The organism is Streptomyces sp. NPDC020597, assembly GCF_044335095.1.
Classification (GTDB): Bacteria; Actinomycetota; Actinomycetes; order Streptomycetales; family Streptomycetaceae; genus Streptomyces.
Map to the genome: position 1 here is coordinate 99,166 of NZ_JBIRUL010000017.1, position 15,197 is coordinate 114,362.

Annotated in this window: 9 protein-coding genes; 8 read left to right on the forward strand and 1 reads right to left on the reverse strand. The window is 76.3% G+C overall.

The genetic code is table 11. The features are described from left to right. Positions 1–99: 99 nt before the first annotated feature. A complete protein-coding gene (locus tag ACH4ZA_RS26570; protein ID WP_319282648.1) occupies positions 100–588 on the forward strand; it encodes an Lrp/AsnC family transcriptional regulator in 489 nt (162 codons plus the stop codon). On the opposite strand, the gene ACH4ZA_RS26575 is transcribed toward ACH4ZA_RS26570, so the two are convergent. Continuing rightward, positions 585–1,397 (reverse strand): LysR substrate-binding domain-containing protein, encoded by an 813-nt coding sequence (locus tag ACH4ZA_RS26575; RefSeq protein ID WP_398431984.1) that lies wholly within the window; start codon positions 1,395–1,397, stop codon positions 585–587. The two genes, ACH4ZA_RS26570 and ACH4ZA_RS26575, sit on opposite strands and share 4 nt — an antisense overlap. A gap of 71 nt (positions 1,398–1,468) precedes the next feature. Between ACH4ZA_RS26575 and ACH4ZA_RS26580 the strand changes: the two genes are divergently transcribed. The 7 genes from ACH4ZA_RS26580 (at position 1,469) to ACH4ZA_RS26610 (ending at position 15,194) form a co-directional block, all read left to right on the forward strand. Next, on the forward strand, positions 1,469–1,855 hold the full coding sequence (locus tag ACH4ZA_RS26580; RefSeq protein ID WP_398431985.1) for a DUF5997 family protein: 387 nt from the start codon (positions 1,469–1,471) through the stop codon (positions 1,853–1,855). 97 nt (positions 1,856–1,952) lie between these two features. Next, the gene (locus ACH4ZA_RS26585) at positions 1,953–2,342 is read left to right on the forward strand and encodes a cold shock domain-containing protein (RefSeq protein WP_351679483.1); all 390 of its coding nucleotides are present in this window, start codon (positions 1,953–1,955) and stop codon (positions 2,340–2,342) included. A gap of 121 nt (positions 2,343–2,463) precedes the next feature. Then, positions 2,464–3,318, forward strand: a complete 855-nt coding sequence (locus ACH4ZA_RS26590) for a DUF4132 domain-containing protein (protein ID WP_398431986.1) — start codon at positions 2,464–2,466, stop codon at positions 3,316–3,318. Continuing rightward, positions 3,315–8,324 carry a hypothetical protein gene (locus tag ACH4ZA_RS26595; RefSeq protein ID WP_398431987.1) on the forward strand — a complete coding sequence of 1,670 codons (5,010 nt, stop codon included), beginning with the start codon at positions 3,315–3,317 and terminating at the stop codon, positions 8,322–8,324. The genes ACH4ZA_RS26590 and ACH4ZA_RS26595 overlap by 4 nt, the downstream gene beginning before the upstream one ends. Positions 8,325–8,359: 35 nt before the next feature. Continuing rightward, on the forward strand, positions 8,360–9,559 hold the full coding sequence (locus tag ACH4ZA_RS26600) for an AAA family ATPase (RefSeq protein ID WP_398431988.1): 1,200 nt from the start codon (positions 8,360–8,362) through the stop codon (positions 9,557–9,559). Between the two features lie 5 nt (positions 9,560–9,564). Next, the gene (locus ACH4ZA_RS26605) at positions 9,565–13,347 is read left to right on the forward strand and encodes a DUF5682 family protein (protein WP_398431989.1); all 3,783 of its coding nucleotides are present in this window, start codon (positions 9,565–9,567) and stop codon (positions 13,345–13,347) included. Further along, positions 13,344–15,194, forward strand: a complete 1,851-nt coding sequence (locus ACH4ZA_RS26610) for a hypothetical protein (RefSeq protein ID WP_398431990.1) — start codon at positions 13,344–13,346, stop codon at positions 15,192–15,194. The genes ACH4ZA_RS26605 and ACH4ZA_RS26610 overlap by 4 nt, the downstream gene beginning before the upstream one ends. The last annotated feature ends 3 nt before the right edge of the window (positions 15,195–15,197 follow it).

Genomic DNA, 15,197 nt, shown 5'->3' on the forward strand with positions numbered 1-15,197 from the left:
GGCCCGACACCGTCGCCGGGAGTCGCCGGGTCGCGCTCCGTCGGGCCGTTGGTACTGTCGTCGCTGATCGGTGTGTGCACGAAGGGACCGGGCGACCACATGGCCGTGGACGAGCTGGACACCCGCATACTGCGTCTGCTCATCGAACAGCCGCGGACCAGCGTGCGGGAGTACGCCCGTCTGCTCGGCGTCGCCCGCGGCACGCTGCAGGCCCGCCTCGACCGGCTGGAGCGGGACGGCGTGATCACCGGCACGGGGCCGACGCTGTCCGCCGCGGCACTGGGTCACCCGGTCCTCGCGTTCGTGCACATCGAGGTCACCCAGGGACACCTCGACGACGTGGGCGACGCGCTGGCCGCCGTGCCGGAGATCGTCGAGGCCTTCTCGATCACCGGCGGCGGCGACCTCATCACCCGGGTCGTGGCCCGGGACAACGCGCACCTCGAGGACGTCATCCAGAAGTTGATCAGTCTGCCCGGGGTGGTCCGCACCCGCACCGAGGTGGCCCTGCGCGAACGTGTGCCGCACCGGCTCCTGCCGCTGGTGCAGTCGATCGGGCGGACGACCGCACGACAGCCGCCGGACTAGGACCGGCGGCGGGGCTTTCCGCCGCCGGCGCCGCGCCGGCCGGCGCCGCCCTTCGTGCCGCCGCCGCTCCTGCCGCCTCCCGCGGTCTTCGCGCCGCCGCTGCGGCCACGGGCTGCGCCGCCGCCCCCGCCGCCGCCTCGGGCCGCGCCGCCCGGCTGCGCCTTGCGCGGCTGCCGCTCCTTCGCCGGGGCCGGCTGGGCCCGCCCGCGCGTGCTGTTGACCGTGCGGCCGCGGACGATCCCGATGAAGTCCTCGACCAGGTCGGTGGTCGCCTCCTCGGGCCAGGAGAGCGCGACCTGCGACCCGGGGGCGTCGACGACCGTGCGGTAGGTCAGGTCGCGGCGATGGTGGAGCCGGGCCAGGGACTGCGGCACGACCAGGACGCCGATGTTCGCCGCGACCAGCTCGATCGCGTCCTCGGTGGTCGCGGGGCGTTCGAACGCCGCCTCTCCGGGCGGCCGCTCCCAGCCGAGCACGTCGTCGAGGGGGTGCAGGACCACCTCGTCGGCGAGGTCGTCCAGGGTGATCTCCTCGGCGGCGGTGATCACGTGGTCCCTGGGGACCACGACGACGGTCGTCTCCGTGTAGAGGGGGATCGCGCTGAGCACCGTGCGGTCGACGGGAAGACGCACGAGGGCCGCGTCGGCGACGCCCGAACGCAGGGCGCCGGAGGCCTCGGCGGCGGCGACCTGCAGCAGGGTGAGGGGGACGTCGGGCAGGCGTTCCTCCCAGATCCGCACCCACTTGGCGGGGGTCGCTCCGGGGACGTACGCGAGCCGGAACGAGGGGGTGTCCGCCGAGTCGGTCATCCCGCCAGGCTACCGGCTGCGGTCACCGGCCGTGGTCGGCGCCCTCGTCGGCGGCCGATACCCTGGACTGCATGAAGTCGCAGCAGAGCACCCAGACGATGAAGGCCGCCACCGCGGCGAAGAAGCTGGGTGTGTACCTCCCCGCCACGCCCGCCGAGTTCCAGGAGGGCGACGTCTCGCGCGCCGACCTGAACGAGCTGCAGACGAACCCGCCCGAGTGGCTGGTGAAGCTGCGCGAGAGCGGCCCGCACCCCCGTCCGGTGGTCGCGGCCAAGCTGGGCGTGTCCATCGCGGGCCTGGCGCGGGGCGGGGTGACGGAGGCGCTGACCTCCGAGCAGATCGACGCGCTGAAGGAAGCGAAGCCGCAGTGGCTGGAGAAGGAGCGCGCCACGCAGGCCGAGGTCCGCAAGGAGACCGCGCGCCTCAAGAAGCGGGACGCCGAGCGCGCCGAGGACTGACACTCCTCTTCACCGGGCCTCGCCCCCGCACCGTGGCTTTGACTACCATCTGCACAGGTTCACCGACGTGGGTGTTTCGAGGTTGCTGGGGGTTGGGATGGTTGCTGGTCGTGTGGTGCGCTTCGACAGCCAGCGGGGTTACGGGTTCATCGCTCCCGACGACGGCGGGGAGGATGTCTTCCTGCACGTCAACGACATGCTGATGCCCGAGTCCCAGGTACGCCGGGGCATCGTGGTGGAGTTCGAGATCGAGGACGGCGAGCGCGGCCCCAAGGCGTCCGGGGTGCGGCTCGCGCGGGGCGAGGACGGCAAGCCCCTCGCCGCCGACGACGACGTCCTGTGCGACGTCCTCAGCACGGAGGAGTTCGTCCGGGACGTGACCGAGGCGCTGCTGACCGCCGCGCCCTCGCTCACCGGCGAGCAGATCGTGCAGGTCCGGGCCGGGCTGGCGCAGTTCGCCAAGAACCACGGCTGGGTCGAGGGCTGACCGACCGCCCGCGATCCCTTCTCCGGGCCTTTTTCCCCAGGTCGACACCCACACGGGCTCGATGTCAGTGGCCTCCCCTACAGTTCCCGTCACTTGATCACTGCGGGTGCGGGAGGCACGCATGGGGTGGGTGTCGGCCGGCGACTACGAAGTCGCCCTCGAAGACGGCAAGGTGGTCTGCCGCAACGCGGCCGGACGGCGCCTGAAGTCCGTACCGCCGAAGATCGCCGACGATCCGGCGGTGGTGGGGCTGCGTCAGCTCACCGAGTGGCTGGAACGGCACGAGCGCCAGTGCCTGGAAGACGTCGAGCGCTGGATGGTGCGTTCGCTCCCGGTGCCGTTCGAGGTCGTCGCGCGGGTGTGGCCCGACCCCGCGTGGCGGGCCGCCCTGCGCGACCTGGTCGTCACCGGGGCCGACGGCGAGGTCGCCGGGTTCCTGCGGGACGCCGACCTGGAGCGCGGCCTCGGCCTGGTCGACCTCGACGGTGACACCGTGCGCATCGTCCCCGACCTGGTCCGTCTCCCGCACCCGGTCCTCCTCGACGACCTCGAGGAACTGCGGGAGTTCGCCGTCGAACTCGGCGTCGAGCAGCGCGCCCAGCAGCTCTTCCGCGAGGTGTGGAAGCGGCCCGCCGCGCTCGACGCGCAGGACACGGCCGTCGAGGAGTACGCGGGCGGCGCCTTCAAGGAGCAGCGGTTCCTGCACGGCCGGGTCACCCAGCTCGGCTACCGCGTGCGCGGCGGTCACGCCGTCTGCTCCGTGCTGGAGGACGGCCGGAGCGTCGAGGCCCGGGTGTGGGTCGGCGACTACGAGGGCTACGAGGAGGCGGAGACCGGCCCCCTGGTGTTCACCGACTCCGCGGGCCGGGTGCTGAGGCTCGGTCAGGTCGGGCCGGTGGCCTGGTCGGAGGGCATGCGGATGGCGGCCGCGCTGTACGCGGGACGCGACGTCGAGGACGAGGAGCGGGCGGCATGACGACCTACGACGAGGCCACCGCGGCCGTACTGCTCGACGCCGGCGCCGTCCTGCCTCCGGGCAGCACGAGCCGTGAGGACGCCGACGTCCTCACGGTCCGCGCGTACACCCATCCCGCCCTGGGCGACCGGGCGGTCGTGCGGCTCGTGCCCCACACCCTCGGCGATGCCGAGGACCTCGCTCTGGACTTCCTCGGGCTGACCCGCCGGGCGGAGACGCCCGAGGTCGGCCAGGTGCGCCGGGAGACGCTCGGCTTCCCCGCCTGGGCGCTGGTCAACGACCCGGCGAACGGTCACCACGCACTGGCGCTGGTCAAGGACGTCGAACGGCTCGCACGGCAGGCCAAGTCCCGTCCCGGCACCGCCAAGGACGGCTTCGAGGAGCTCGGCGCCCGGCTCGGTCGGGCCGTGCCGCACTTCCTTCCCACGTTCTACGAGCAGGCGGCCCGCGTCTTCCTGCAGTACGAGAACACGACGTACGCCTCCGCGTTCTTCGGTAAGGCCCGCGAGGCGGAGCGGGTGCACGCGCTGGCGGTCGACGAGGAGCGGCAGCGGGCGGTGTTCCTGGAGTTCGCCTTCGCCGGGGCGCTGACCGTCAAGGCCCTCAAGGAGCACGTCAAGGCGCTCGCCGCGCGGCTCGATCCGGCCGCGGCCTGGGCGCAGTTCCGGCAGTTGACCGTGGAGCGCTGCGCGGCCGGCATGCCGCCCTACGCCTCGCTGCCGCAGGACGCGCGCGGACTGATCAAGGCCGCCGGTCTCGACCGGGTCGCCGAGGAGTGCGCTCTGGTCGCCGACCTGCTCGCGTCGCCCGCGGCGGTCCGTGCCCCCGCCTCCTTCTGGAACGCCTACCGGCCGGTCCTGGCCGTCCTCGCCGGACAGCGGCCCGAGGTGCGCGGCCGCCTGCTGGAGATCATGCCGGCCGGCCTGGGGCGCTCGGTCGAGGACGACGAGTTCTGGCTGGCGCTGCTCGTGGAGTGCGGGGCCGACCGGCTCCTCACCGGTGAGGCGGGGGACGGGGCGGACGCGGCGGACTGGCTCGGCCGCTGGGCGCTGCACCGCAAACACGGCGGGAACGTCTGCGACCGCTCACCGGCGACGCTCGCCCTCGTCGAACGGATGGCGCCGCGCCTGCGCGAGCAGGGCCGTCCCGTGGACCTGTGCACGGGACGCTGGCGGTCCGGCGCCGACGTGGACCTGCTGGACCTGTGCGCGGCGCAGGGCGTGCCGCTGACGCTGCCCGGCCCGGACGAGGTCGTCTTCCTCTCCCTGGGGGGCTGGATCGGCAGGCCGGGCCCCGAGCGGCGCGACCTGGCGGCGATGGCCGCCGACCCGCGCCTGCGGCGTCTGCTGTACACCGACGTCGGCGCTCTCAGGGACCAACGGCCGGACGGCGGGGTGCTTGACGGTCTGGCCGCGCACCCCGTGCTCGGCGACGTCCTGCGCGAGTGGCTGGAGGACGCGGCCGGGGAGCTGACCGCGGCGGTCGGCCTGCCCGCCGCACGGGCGGCGCTGGAACGGCTGCGCCCCTTCCGCTCGGTGGCCGCACGGGTGAGCCCGGCGGCGGTGGCCGCGGTCGCCGCCCACGAGGTCGCCCTCCTGCTCGGGCACACGCTGCGGGCGGGCATTCTCGACGAACTGTGCTGGCCCGCGCTCGACGAGGCGCTGCGCCGCCTCGACGCCGAGACCAGTCCGGGCCGCGACCACGACAACCCGATGACCGTCCACGAGGCGTGGCCCGCGCTGGTCGTCTCGCGCGAGCACAAGGTGTTCGTCGTCGGCCCGCAGGAGATCCTGCTGGAGCACGACCTGCGGCTGCCCGTGGAGCCGGACCGCTGGCAGCGCCCGGCGTTCCGTTACACGGACGGCGAACTGCTGGTGATGTGGCGGCAGGACGGCAAGCAGTTCGGGTACTGGTCGGCCCGGCCGGCCGACGTGTTCCCGCTCGGCGGCGAGCAGATCCCCCACTACTGGTACGGCGGCTCCGGCGCCGGGGCCCCGTCGATCCCGCTGCCCGGCGGCGGCCGCGCCACCGGCGGGCGCACCCTGCACGCGGGCGACACCGTCCTGCCGCCCGGCCGGCGCGTGCTCGGCGACGGTGTCGCCTTGTGGCGTCAGGGCAGGCAGGGCCGGCAGCAGGTGTGGCTCGAGTACGACCCGGCCACCGGCACGCACGGGCGCGCCTCGCTGCCCGCGTTCCTGCGGTCCGGCATCCGGGAGGACGCGACCCTGCGCCAGGAGCAGTGCCAGGTGCTACCGCTGCTGCCGGGCCTGGAGCAGAGCCCGTTCGGCACGGACGGCACGGTGCTCGGACGCTGGGTGCGCACCGAGGGCGAGGGCGCCGAAGCGCGCACGGTCGCCGGGACGCCGGACGGACGGACCGTCGCTCTCGCCCGGGCCGACGGCCGGGCGCCGGGCGAGCTGCTCGGTGCGCTGCGCCTGCCGGGCGGCGCCGAGCCGGTCGCCGTTGCGCTGCACCGGCAGGTCGCCCTGTACGCGGGCGACGATCCGTCCGCGGCCGGCGAGCTGGGCCGGGTGACGCCGATGGAGCGCGGCGGCGAGTTCGCCGCGGGCACCCGGTTCGTCCCGCCCGTCGACTTCTGGCACGCGCTGCGTCCGCGCGACGCGGCCGGGTCGGGCGTGCTGCGCGCGCTGACCGACGAGCGGTCGGCCGCCCTGGTGAAGGCCGCGACCGAGGCGCTGGCGCAGCGGCGGGCGGCACTCGCGGCGGCCGGGGCGGTCGACGGAACCGCGGAGGCCGGGGCCGTCGTCCCGCCCGCCGACGAGGTCCTTCGCCAGGTGGTGTCCGCAGAAGTGCCCTCGCTGGACGACCCTGGGATCGTCACGGGCGTCGCCGCGCTGCTGCGCGCGGTGCTGCGGCTCGCGGAGTCGACCGCCTCGTTCGTGACGCCGCCGGACGACCGGCCGAAGGCGCAGAGCCGACGCGTCCTCGGCATGTACGCCGACCTGGAGCCCGAGCACGGTGACGACCGGACACTGCGCGAGGCCACGGCGGGACTCGCCCAGACGCACGGGTGGTGGGGCAGCGAGGTGCGCTGGAGCGCCCTGCGCCAGATCCGCTCGGTCAACCACGTGCTGTCGGGGAAGCCCGCCGACGGCACACCGCTGCGCGAGGCCGCCCGGTCCGCCGGCGCCGCCGACGGATGGCGCAGCGACGAGTTCACCGTTCCCGGCATCGGCCTGGTGTGGACGCCGCTGCTGGACGTGCTGCGACCGCTCGCGTACCGCGCCGCCTCGCCGACGGTGACCGAGGCGCACCGCGAGGCGCTGCTCCTGCTGTGCGAGGCGGTCGCGGACGGGCCGCTCGCCGCGGCCGGCGGCGTCCTGCGCGAGGTCGTGCTGAGCGAACCGCACGAGAAGCAGGAGCGGGTCGGACAGGTCCTGCGCCGGGACGGCCGAACCGTCGTCGTGCTCGGATGCCAGAACGTCGACCGGCAGTCCGGACAGGTGCACTGGATCGCCCTGGACCACGACCCGGCCGGCGCCTTCGGCGCGATAGCGCACTTCACCCTGACGCGGGAGACGGACCGTCCGGCGGCGTTCCCCGCCGAGGCGCTGAGGGCGGTCACCGCGCTCGTCCGGGACAAGGGCCCGGCGCCCTGGCAGCCCGGGGCGCCCGCAGTGCTCGCCGACTCGACGGGCGGGGGGCTGGGGCCGATGCAGGCGGCCCTTCTGATCGCCGGCCGGCCGGCGCAGCTCACGGAGGAGGTGATCGCCGCGACCGGTCTGAAGCCGCGTCAGAAGGAGCTCGGCGACGCCCTGCTGTCCTCGGTCGGAACCGCCGACCGGCTGGCGCTGATCGGTGCGCTGCTGCCGGTGAACCCCGGGGACCTGTGGACGGCCGGGCCGGACACGGCAGCGGCCGGCCGGGAGTGGGCCGAGCGGCTCGGCGGAGTCGTCCGGCTGCCCGAGGACCTCGCGGGCGAGCTCTCGCTCGCCGGACTGGCCACCGGCTCCGTCGAGGAGGTCCTCAACCCGGGGCGCACTCCCTGGATCAGCCGCACCACCGTCCAGCGGCCGGACAAGGACGGCAACCTCGTCGCCGAGGACCCTGCGGCGCTGCCCGGCCGCAGTGAGCTGACCCGGGCCGTGGCCGCCCTGGCCGGCCTCGCCTACGCGCTGCCCTACGGGCACCCGCTGCGGGCGCTCCTGCCGGGGGCTCTCGCCGCGCTCCGCCGCCGCTTCGCCGATCCGGAGCTGCTGCTGGATCTGGACCTCGCATGGACGGACACCGGCGCGTCGGCCGCCGTCGAACTGCGCAAGGCGTACGGGCTGCCCGCGGTGGGCGGCGCCGACGAGCACGGTCTGACACCCGCGGGCGAGGCGCTGGTGCTGCGCCCGTGGTACGGCGAGCGGGAGACCGTGCTGGTCAGGCCGGGCGCGCTGCGCACTCCCGACGACCCGGTGTTCGGCCTGGTGGAAGGGCTCGTCGGCGAGGGCCGGGGGCTCGGGATGCGGGCGCTGCGGACCCTCCTCGACGAGGAGCTCACCCGCGCGGTCACGGCCGGCGCCGATCCCGCGGGGCCGCGTGGCCACGCTCAGGATCCGGTCCTCGTCGTGCCCGAGCTGGTCGCCGAGGTCGCGGCACACCACGGGCTGGGCGAGGACGCGGCGGCGCTCTACCTCCAGCTGCTGGCGCTGCCGGACCCAACGGACCGCAACTGCGTCCGCTGGAGCGGCTGGAAGCCGGCCCGCACGAAGAGGGCCCGCGCCGAACTCGCGGCGAGCGGCCTGGTGGTGGAGGCCAAACGGGCGCGCGCGGGGCGCACGCTGTTCCTGCCCTGCGGGTGGCTGGACCTCAAGTCCCCCGCGCTTCCGGTGGAGCTCTGGAAGAAGGTCCTGTACCCGATTCCGTCCCACGGGCGTGCCGTGCCGCTGGTACCGGTGCCCGAGCTGTTCGCCCGCGCGTGGGAACGCGTCCGCTCGGGCGACGCCCCGGCGTACGAGGAGCTCACCACCCGCGCCACCCGCAAGGGCCGCCGCCGATGACCACCGTCCCGTCACCCCTGGAAGAACACGCGCCGATGACCGTCACCGCCCCGTCCTCTCCCGTCCCGTCGGACGCCCCGTCAGCCGTCCCCGCGCGTCAGATCGTCCCGCCCGAGGACCGGTACGCCGCCGAGCTGGCCTTCCTCGCCGCGTACGACGACGGGCCGAGGCCGCCCGCCTGGCGGCTCACCCCGCGCGCGGTGGTCACGTTCGTCATGGGCAGCGAGGGCCGCGCCCTGAAGCTCCCCGACGACGCGCGGACGCCCGAAGGGGCGCCGCGCCGGATGACGGTGGAGGGCAAGTTCGTCGGCGACCGTGCGCTGGTCGAACGGTGCGTGGTGACGCTCGCCGGCGAGCGCGGGCTGCTGCTGGTCGGCGAGCCGGGCACCGCCAAGTCGATGCTGTCAGAGCTGCTGTCCACCGCCGTGTGCGGCACCAGCGGCCTGGTCGTGCAGGGCACCGCCGGCACTACGGAGGACCAGCTCAAGTACGGCTGGAACTACGCCCTGTTGCTGGCGCAGGGACCGAGCAGGCAGGCGCTGGTGCCCTCGCCGGTGCTGACCGCCATGTCCCGGGGCGCGATCGCGCGGGTCGAGGAGGTCACGCGGTGCCTGCCCGAGGTGCAGGACTCGCTGGTCTCCCTGCTGTCCGAGCGGCGCATGGCCGTTCCCGAACTGGCGGGCACCGGCGACGCGTTGGCGCACGCCGCGCCCGGCTTCAACCTCATCGCCACGGCCAACCTGCGGGACAAGGGCGTGTCGGAGATGTCGGCGGCCCTCAAGCGCCGCTTCAACTTCGAGACGGTCGGCCCGATCCCGGACCTCGATGCGGAGACCGCGCTGGTGCGCAGCCAGGCGCGGGCCTCGGTGGAGCGGGCGGGTGCGCCCTTCCAGGTCGACGACGCGGTCCTGGAGGCGCTGGTCACGGCCTTCCGCGACCTGCGCGAGGGGCGGTCGGCGGAGGGCTGGGAGGTGGAGCGGCCGTCCACCGTGATGAGCACGGCGGAGGCGGTCTCCGTCGCGGGCGCGCTGGCCCTGGCCGCGGCCTACTTCCCCGGGGACCGTGACGTGCTCGGCCTGCTGCCGGGCCATCTGCTGGGCGTGGTCCGCAAGGACGACCCCGCCGACGCGGCCCGGCTGCGCGGCTACTGGGACGGGCCCGTCCGGCGCCGGGCCGAGCAGGGGTCGGCCACCTGGCGCACCCTGTGGGACCTGCGCACGGTCCTGGAGGGCTGACGACCGTGTCACTCCACCCCGCCGCGGACGTCCCGGACTCCGCGGACTCCGCCGGCCTCCCGGACTCCGCAGGCCCTCCCAGCCCCCCCGGTTCTCTCGGTCCGCTCGCTCCCCCCGGTCCGCTCGGTGCGCGTGGCGGTCCCGCGTCCCCCGACGAGGCTCTGGCCGGCCTCACCGACCCGGCCGGGCCCTGCCTCATCGGCGTCCGGCACCACGCGCCCTCGCTGGCCGCCGCCGTGCCCGCGCTGCTGGACGAGGCCCGCCCCGATGTGGTGCTCGTCGAACTGCCGGCGGAGATGCAGGAGTGGCTGGGCTGGCTCGGGCACGAGGAGACCCGGGCCCCCGTCGCACTCGCCGCCGCACCCGGCGACGGACGGGCCGGCGCGGGCCCGGCGTTCTACCCGTTCGCGGACTTCTCACCCGAGCTGGCCGCCGTGCGCTGGGCCGCCCGGCACGGCGTCCCGCTGATCGCCTGCGATCTCCCGCTCGCGGACCGGGCATGGGGCGAGGGGCGCGACGGCACGGCCCAGGGCGCGGGCCTCGGTCTGACCGGCGCGCTGCGGGCCGGGCTCACCGGCCGCCCCGGGGACGATCTGTGGGACCGGCTCGTCGAGGCCGCCGCGCCGGGCTCGCCGCCCGAGGCGCTGCGCCGGGCGGCCCTGCTGACGGGGTGGGCGCTGCGCGAGGAGGCGGCCGCCGGCGGCGGGGTGCCGGAGCTGGATCTGCGACGTGAGCGGTGGATGCGGTCGCGGATCGCCGAGGCCACCGCGCACGGCGAGCGGGCCGCCGTGGTCGTCGGCGCCTTCCACGCGCCGGCTCTGACCGCAGCGGCCCTCGCCGGCGGAGACGGGGACACGGACGGGCGGGCGGAGCGGCGGCGGGCCGCGGCCGAGCGGGGTGACGGCACTCCTTCGACGGCACCCGGCCGGGGCGGCGACCCGGCCGGCGGCCGGGCCGCCTGGATCACCTCGCTCATCCCGTACACCTACGCCCTCCTCGACGAACGGTCCGGGTATCCGGCGGGAATCCGGGATCCGCAGTGGCAGGAGACGGTGCTGCGGGCGGCGGGCGATCCGGCGGCGCTGGAGGATGCGCTGGTCCGGGCCGCCGTGCGGATCTGCGCGGAACTGCGCGGCCTCGGACATCCGTCCGGGCCGGCGGACGCGCGCGAGATCAGCCGGCTGGCCTCGGACCTCGCCCGGCTGCGGGGGCTGCCCGCGACGGGCCGGGGCGAGCTGGTCGAGGCCGTGCAGACGGTCCTCGCGCAGGGCGAGCCCTACGGGCGGGGACGGGCCGTCGCACGGGCGATGGAGCGGGTGCTCATCGGGTCGCGCACCGGACGGCCCGCCCCGGACGCGCCGCGCTGCGGGCTGGCCCCGGCGGTCGAGGCCGAGACGGCCGCGCTCGGCCTGCCGGGTCCGCAGGACGGCTCCGGCGCGGTCCGGGACCTGCGGCTCGACCCCCTGCGTTCCGATCTCGACCGGCGCCGGGATCTGCTGTTGCGGCGGCTCGCGGTGTGCGGAGTGCCGTACGGGCAGGCGAAGGATGTGGCCGGCGCGGGCGGCGCGCAGGCCCTCACCTCGCGCTGGGAGGTGCGCTGGACGCCGGCGACGGCGGCCATGCTGACGGCGGCCGGTGTACGGGGCGTCACGGCGGCCCAGGCCGCCGAGGGCGTGCTCCGGGAGCGGCTGCGCACGGAACGGGAGGAGGGCGGGTCGACCGCCGCCCAGGTCCTCCGGGGCCTCGCCGAGGCCGCGGAGTGCGGGTTGCCGGTGCTCGCGGACGAGCGGCTGGACGACGTCGCCGAGGTGCTGCCGCAGGCCGGCACGCTTCCCGAGCTCCTCGCCGGTCTCGCCCTGTCGGACCGCCTGCGCGCCGGTCATGTCCCGGGGCTCGGCGCCGACGAGGGGCGCACGGCACGGGCGGCCGCCGTGGCCGAGCTGCTCACCTCGGCGGCGGTGCGTCAGGTGGACGGGCTGACCGGGTCCGAGGACCCGGCCGACGCCCACGCGCTGCTGGAACTCGCCCATCGGGCCGACCTGTTGGGCGGCGTCCGGCTCACCGACGCGCTGGCCCGGCTGGCCGCCGACGGCTCGCCGCTGATGCGCGGCGCCGCGGGAGCCGTCCGGGTGCTGCTGGGGCAGGAGGACGCGCGCGCCTTCGGCGACCGGGTCGCGTCCTGGGTCGACGGGGCCGTCGACCCCGACTCCCGCTCGGCCCTGACCGCCCGGCTGAGCGGGCTGCTGACCGCCGCGGGCCCCCTCCTGGAGGCCGCGGCACCCGCTCTGACGCCGTTGCTCGACCGGGTCGCCGGGTTGCCCGACCGGGAGTTCCTGGACCGGCTTCCGGCGCTGCGGGGCGGCTTCGAGACCCTGAGCCCCGCGGCCCGCGACCGGCTCCTCGCCTCCGTCGAGGAGCGCCTCGGCGCCCGGCGCATCGGGGACACCGAGGGCGTCGACCCGGTCGCGCTCGCCGTCTGGGCCGAGGCGGACCTCGTCGCGCGCGACGCCCTGCGCACGCTGGGCCTGCTGCCGGCGCCGGACGCCCACGGCCGGACGGCGCCCGACGCCGGGACGGCGGCGTCCACGGCCGTCGCCTCCGACCCCGCCGCCTCCGAGGCCGTCCTCCACCCCGCCGGGGACGACGGGGACGACGGGGACGCGCCCCGCGACGAGGACCGGCGCCTCGCCGCCGACGACCGGTGGCGGCTCGTGCTGGGGCGGCGCGCCGACCGGCTGCCCGCGTCCGCCCGCTCGCTGGCGACGGCCCTGGACGAGCTGTACGGCAGCGGGCGCGGCGAGGGCAGCCGAGGGGATCTGACGGGCCCTGGGGCCGGAGGCGGGCGGGAGGCGCCGTATCCGGGGGCCCGGGAGTGGTCGCAGGAGCTGGCCGCGCTGTTCGGACCGGGCATCCGGGAGGAGGTGCTGGCGGCGGCCGCGGCGTCGGGCCGCAAGGACGTCCTCGCGGAGCTGGACGCGGACAGCGTGCGCCCCTCGGTGGAACTCCTGCACACGGTGCTGCGGCACGCGGGCGGGCTTCCCGAGGCCCGGCTCGCCGCGCTGCGCCCTCTGGTGCGCCGACTCGTCGACGAACTGACCCGGGAGCTGGCCACACGGCTGCGTCCCGCCCTGCACGGCACGGCCCTGCCGCGTCCCAGCCGACGGCCCGGCGGCGGTCTCGATCTGCCGCGCACCCTGCGCGCCAACCTGACGACCGCACGGCGCGGACCGGACGGCGTGGTACGCGTCGTCCCCGAGCGCCCGGTGTTCCGCAGCCGGGCGCGGCGGGCCGCGGACTGGCGGCTGATCCTGGTCACGGACGTGTCCGGTTCCATGGAGGCGTCCACGGTGTGGGCTGCGCTGACGGCGTCGGTGCTGGCCGGCGTGCCGACGCTGTCGACCCACTTCCTGGCGTTCTCCACGGAGGTCATCGACCTCACCGGTCACGTCGAGGACCCGCTGTCGCTGCTGCTGGAAGTCAGCGTGGGCGGCGGCACGCACATCGCGGCGGGTCTGCGGCAGGCCCGCGAGCTCGTCACGGTGCCGTCCCGGACCCTCGTCGTGGTCATCAGCGACTTCGAGGAGGGCTATCCGCTCGGCGGGCTGCTCGCCGAGGTGCGGGCGCTCGTCGGGTCGGGCTGCCATGTGCTGGGCTGCGCGAGTCTCGACGACTCGGGCCGGCCGCGCTACTCCACGGGCGTGGCCGGGCAGCTCGTCGCCGCGGGCATGCCCGTCGCCGCCCTCAGTCCGCTCGAACTCGCCCGCTGGGTAGGGGAGAAGATCGCATGAGCCCGGAACTGTTGCCTCCGGTCGCCCCGTCCGTCACCGCCGACCTGGTCGAGGCGCTGTCGCCCCGGCTGCGCAAGCGTCTGGACGCGGGCATCGCCAAGCTGGCGGCTCGTCCGGTCGTTCGGGACGGGGACACCGTGCGGATCGCCGTCGACGACGAGACCGACCTCGAACTGCACGCCCCGGACGGCGTGGTGAGCAGCGCGGACGCGATCCGCTGCGGTTGTCTGCTGGCTCCCGACTGTCTGCACCGTGCGGCGGCGGCCTCGGCCGCGCCGGTGGCGCAGGACGTCCCGGCCGCCGCGGCGACGCTCCCGCCCGGACAGGAGCCCGAACAGGCACGCTGGGACGGACCCGCACGAGAGCAGTCGCCGGGGCCGGGCTCGGCGGCGGGGACCACCGTTCCCGACGCGTCCTTGGCCCCCGACGCGTCCCCCGCCGTCGAGGCGCCCGACGCCGGAGACGCGCCCGCCGTCGATCTCCCCACGCCCGCCCAACTCACAGCCGTGCAAGCCGTGTTCGACGCGGCGGCCGCCGTGCTCGACGCCGGGACGGACGGGTCCGGCGCGGTGCTCCAGGCGGCGCTGCTGCGTGCCGCGCACACCGCGCGACTCGCGGGACTGCCCCGGGCCGCCGCAGCGGCGGTCTCCGTGGTCACCGGGGTGCGCGCGGCCCGCTCCGCCGACCCGGCCTACCGGCTGCCCGAACTGGCGGACGCGCTGAGGGACGTCCTCGCCGTGGCACACCGTCTCCCGTCCGCGAGCGGAGCGGCGCTGGCCGAACTGCGCGGGACGGTGCGGCAGCCGTACACGCCGGACGGATCGCTGCGCCTGTACGGGGTCTTCTCCGAGCCCGTCCTGACGGCGACCGGTCACGCGGGGGCCGTCACCTGGACCGCCGATGCCGAGGGCCGCCTGTACACGGTCTCCGACGTGGCTCCCGGCGGTCCCGGCCGGGCGACCGGCGCCGCCGACCGGACCGTGCGGATCGGCGACACCGCGCTGACCCACCGTGAGCTGGCGCGCGCCGGCCTCGCGGTGTCGGGCGCGACCGTCTCCCCGACCGGCCGGCTCGGCGCGGGGGCCCGCGTGCGGGCGGTGCGCGCTTCCGGCGCCCTCTGGAGCGCCGAACCGCTGGACCGGCTGTGGCAGGTCCCCGTCGCCGAGCAGGTCGCCGGGGCCCTGGCCGGTGGCCGAGACCTGCTGTTCCTCACGGTGACCCTCGCGGGCGCGGCCCGGGAGGCGACGGGCGAGTGCCTGCTCGCCGACTGCGAGGGGCGAGCCCTGCGGCTCGTCGCGGCCCACGACCACCCGGCCCTGCCCTACCGCGACAACCTCCGTCTGCTGGCCGCCGCCCGTGGGAGCCGCCTGCGGATCGTCGTCCGACTGACCCCGGGGCCGCTCCCCCGCGCTCAGTTGCTCGCCGCCGAGCACCCGAGCGGGTCCGACGCCCGGGTGGACCTGGGTCTGGACCGTCTCCGCCGCGCCGACCTGCCCGGCGTGACGGACGTCCCCGCGCCCGGCGCCGTCCCCGTGGCGGACGAGGCCCCGCTGCACCTGCTGCGCCGGCGCGTGCACCAGACCGTGTCCGGGGGCCGCCGGGTGCTGGCCCTCCCAAGCGGCGGGAGGGGTGACGGCTCCCGGCTGCGTCGCGTGGGCCTCGGTACCGCGGGCGACCTCCTGGACGAACTGGGGGCCGCCGCCGCGGACCGCTCCCGCGACGCCTTCGGCCGGCTGCTCCCCGCCGACACGAACCGTTTCGCCCGCGCATGGCTCGCGTCCGCCCTCTACACCGGCGAGGTCGAACGAGCACTGTGCGCGGCGGCATGGGGTCCGGCAGGGAGGTGACCG

What these genes read in the sequence shown, in the direction of transcription:
- ACH4ZA_RS26570 (WP_319282648.1), top strand. Translation starts at nt 100, where the DNA reads ATGGCCGTGGACGAGCTGGACACCCGCATACTGCGTCTGCTCATCGAA.
- ACH4ZA_RS26575 (WP_398431984.1), bottom strand. Translation starts at nt 1,397, where the DNA reads ATGACCGACTCGGCGGACACCCCCTCGTTCCGGCTCGCGTACGTCCCC.
- ACH4ZA_RS26580 (WP_398431985.1), top strand. Translation starts at nt 1,469, where the DNA reads ATGAAGTCGCAGCAGAGCACCCAGACGATGAAGGCCGCCACCGCGGCG.
- ACH4ZA_RS26585 (WP_351679483.1), top strand. Translation starts at nt 1,953, where the DNA reads ATGGTTGCTGGTCGTGTGGTGCGCTTCGACAGCCAGCGGGGTTACGGG.
- ACH4ZA_RS26590 (WP_398431986.1), top strand. Translation starts at nt 2,464, where the DNA reads ATGGGGTGGGTGTCGGCCGGCGACTACGAAGTCGCCCTCGAAGACGGC.
- ACH4ZA_RS26595 (WP_398431987.1), top strand. Translation starts at nt 3,315, where the DNA reads ATGACGACCTACGACGAGGCCACCGCGGCCGTACTGCTCGACGCCGGC.
- ACH4ZA_RS26600 (WP_398431988.1), top strand. Translation starts at nt 8,360, where the DNA reads ATGACCGTCACCGCCCCGTCCTCTCCCGTCCCGTCGGACGCCCCGTCA.
- ACH4ZA_RS26610 (WP_398431990.1), top strand. Translation starts at nt 13,344, where the DNA reads ATGAGCCCGGAACTGTTGCCTCCGGTCGCCCCGTCCGTCACCGCCGAC.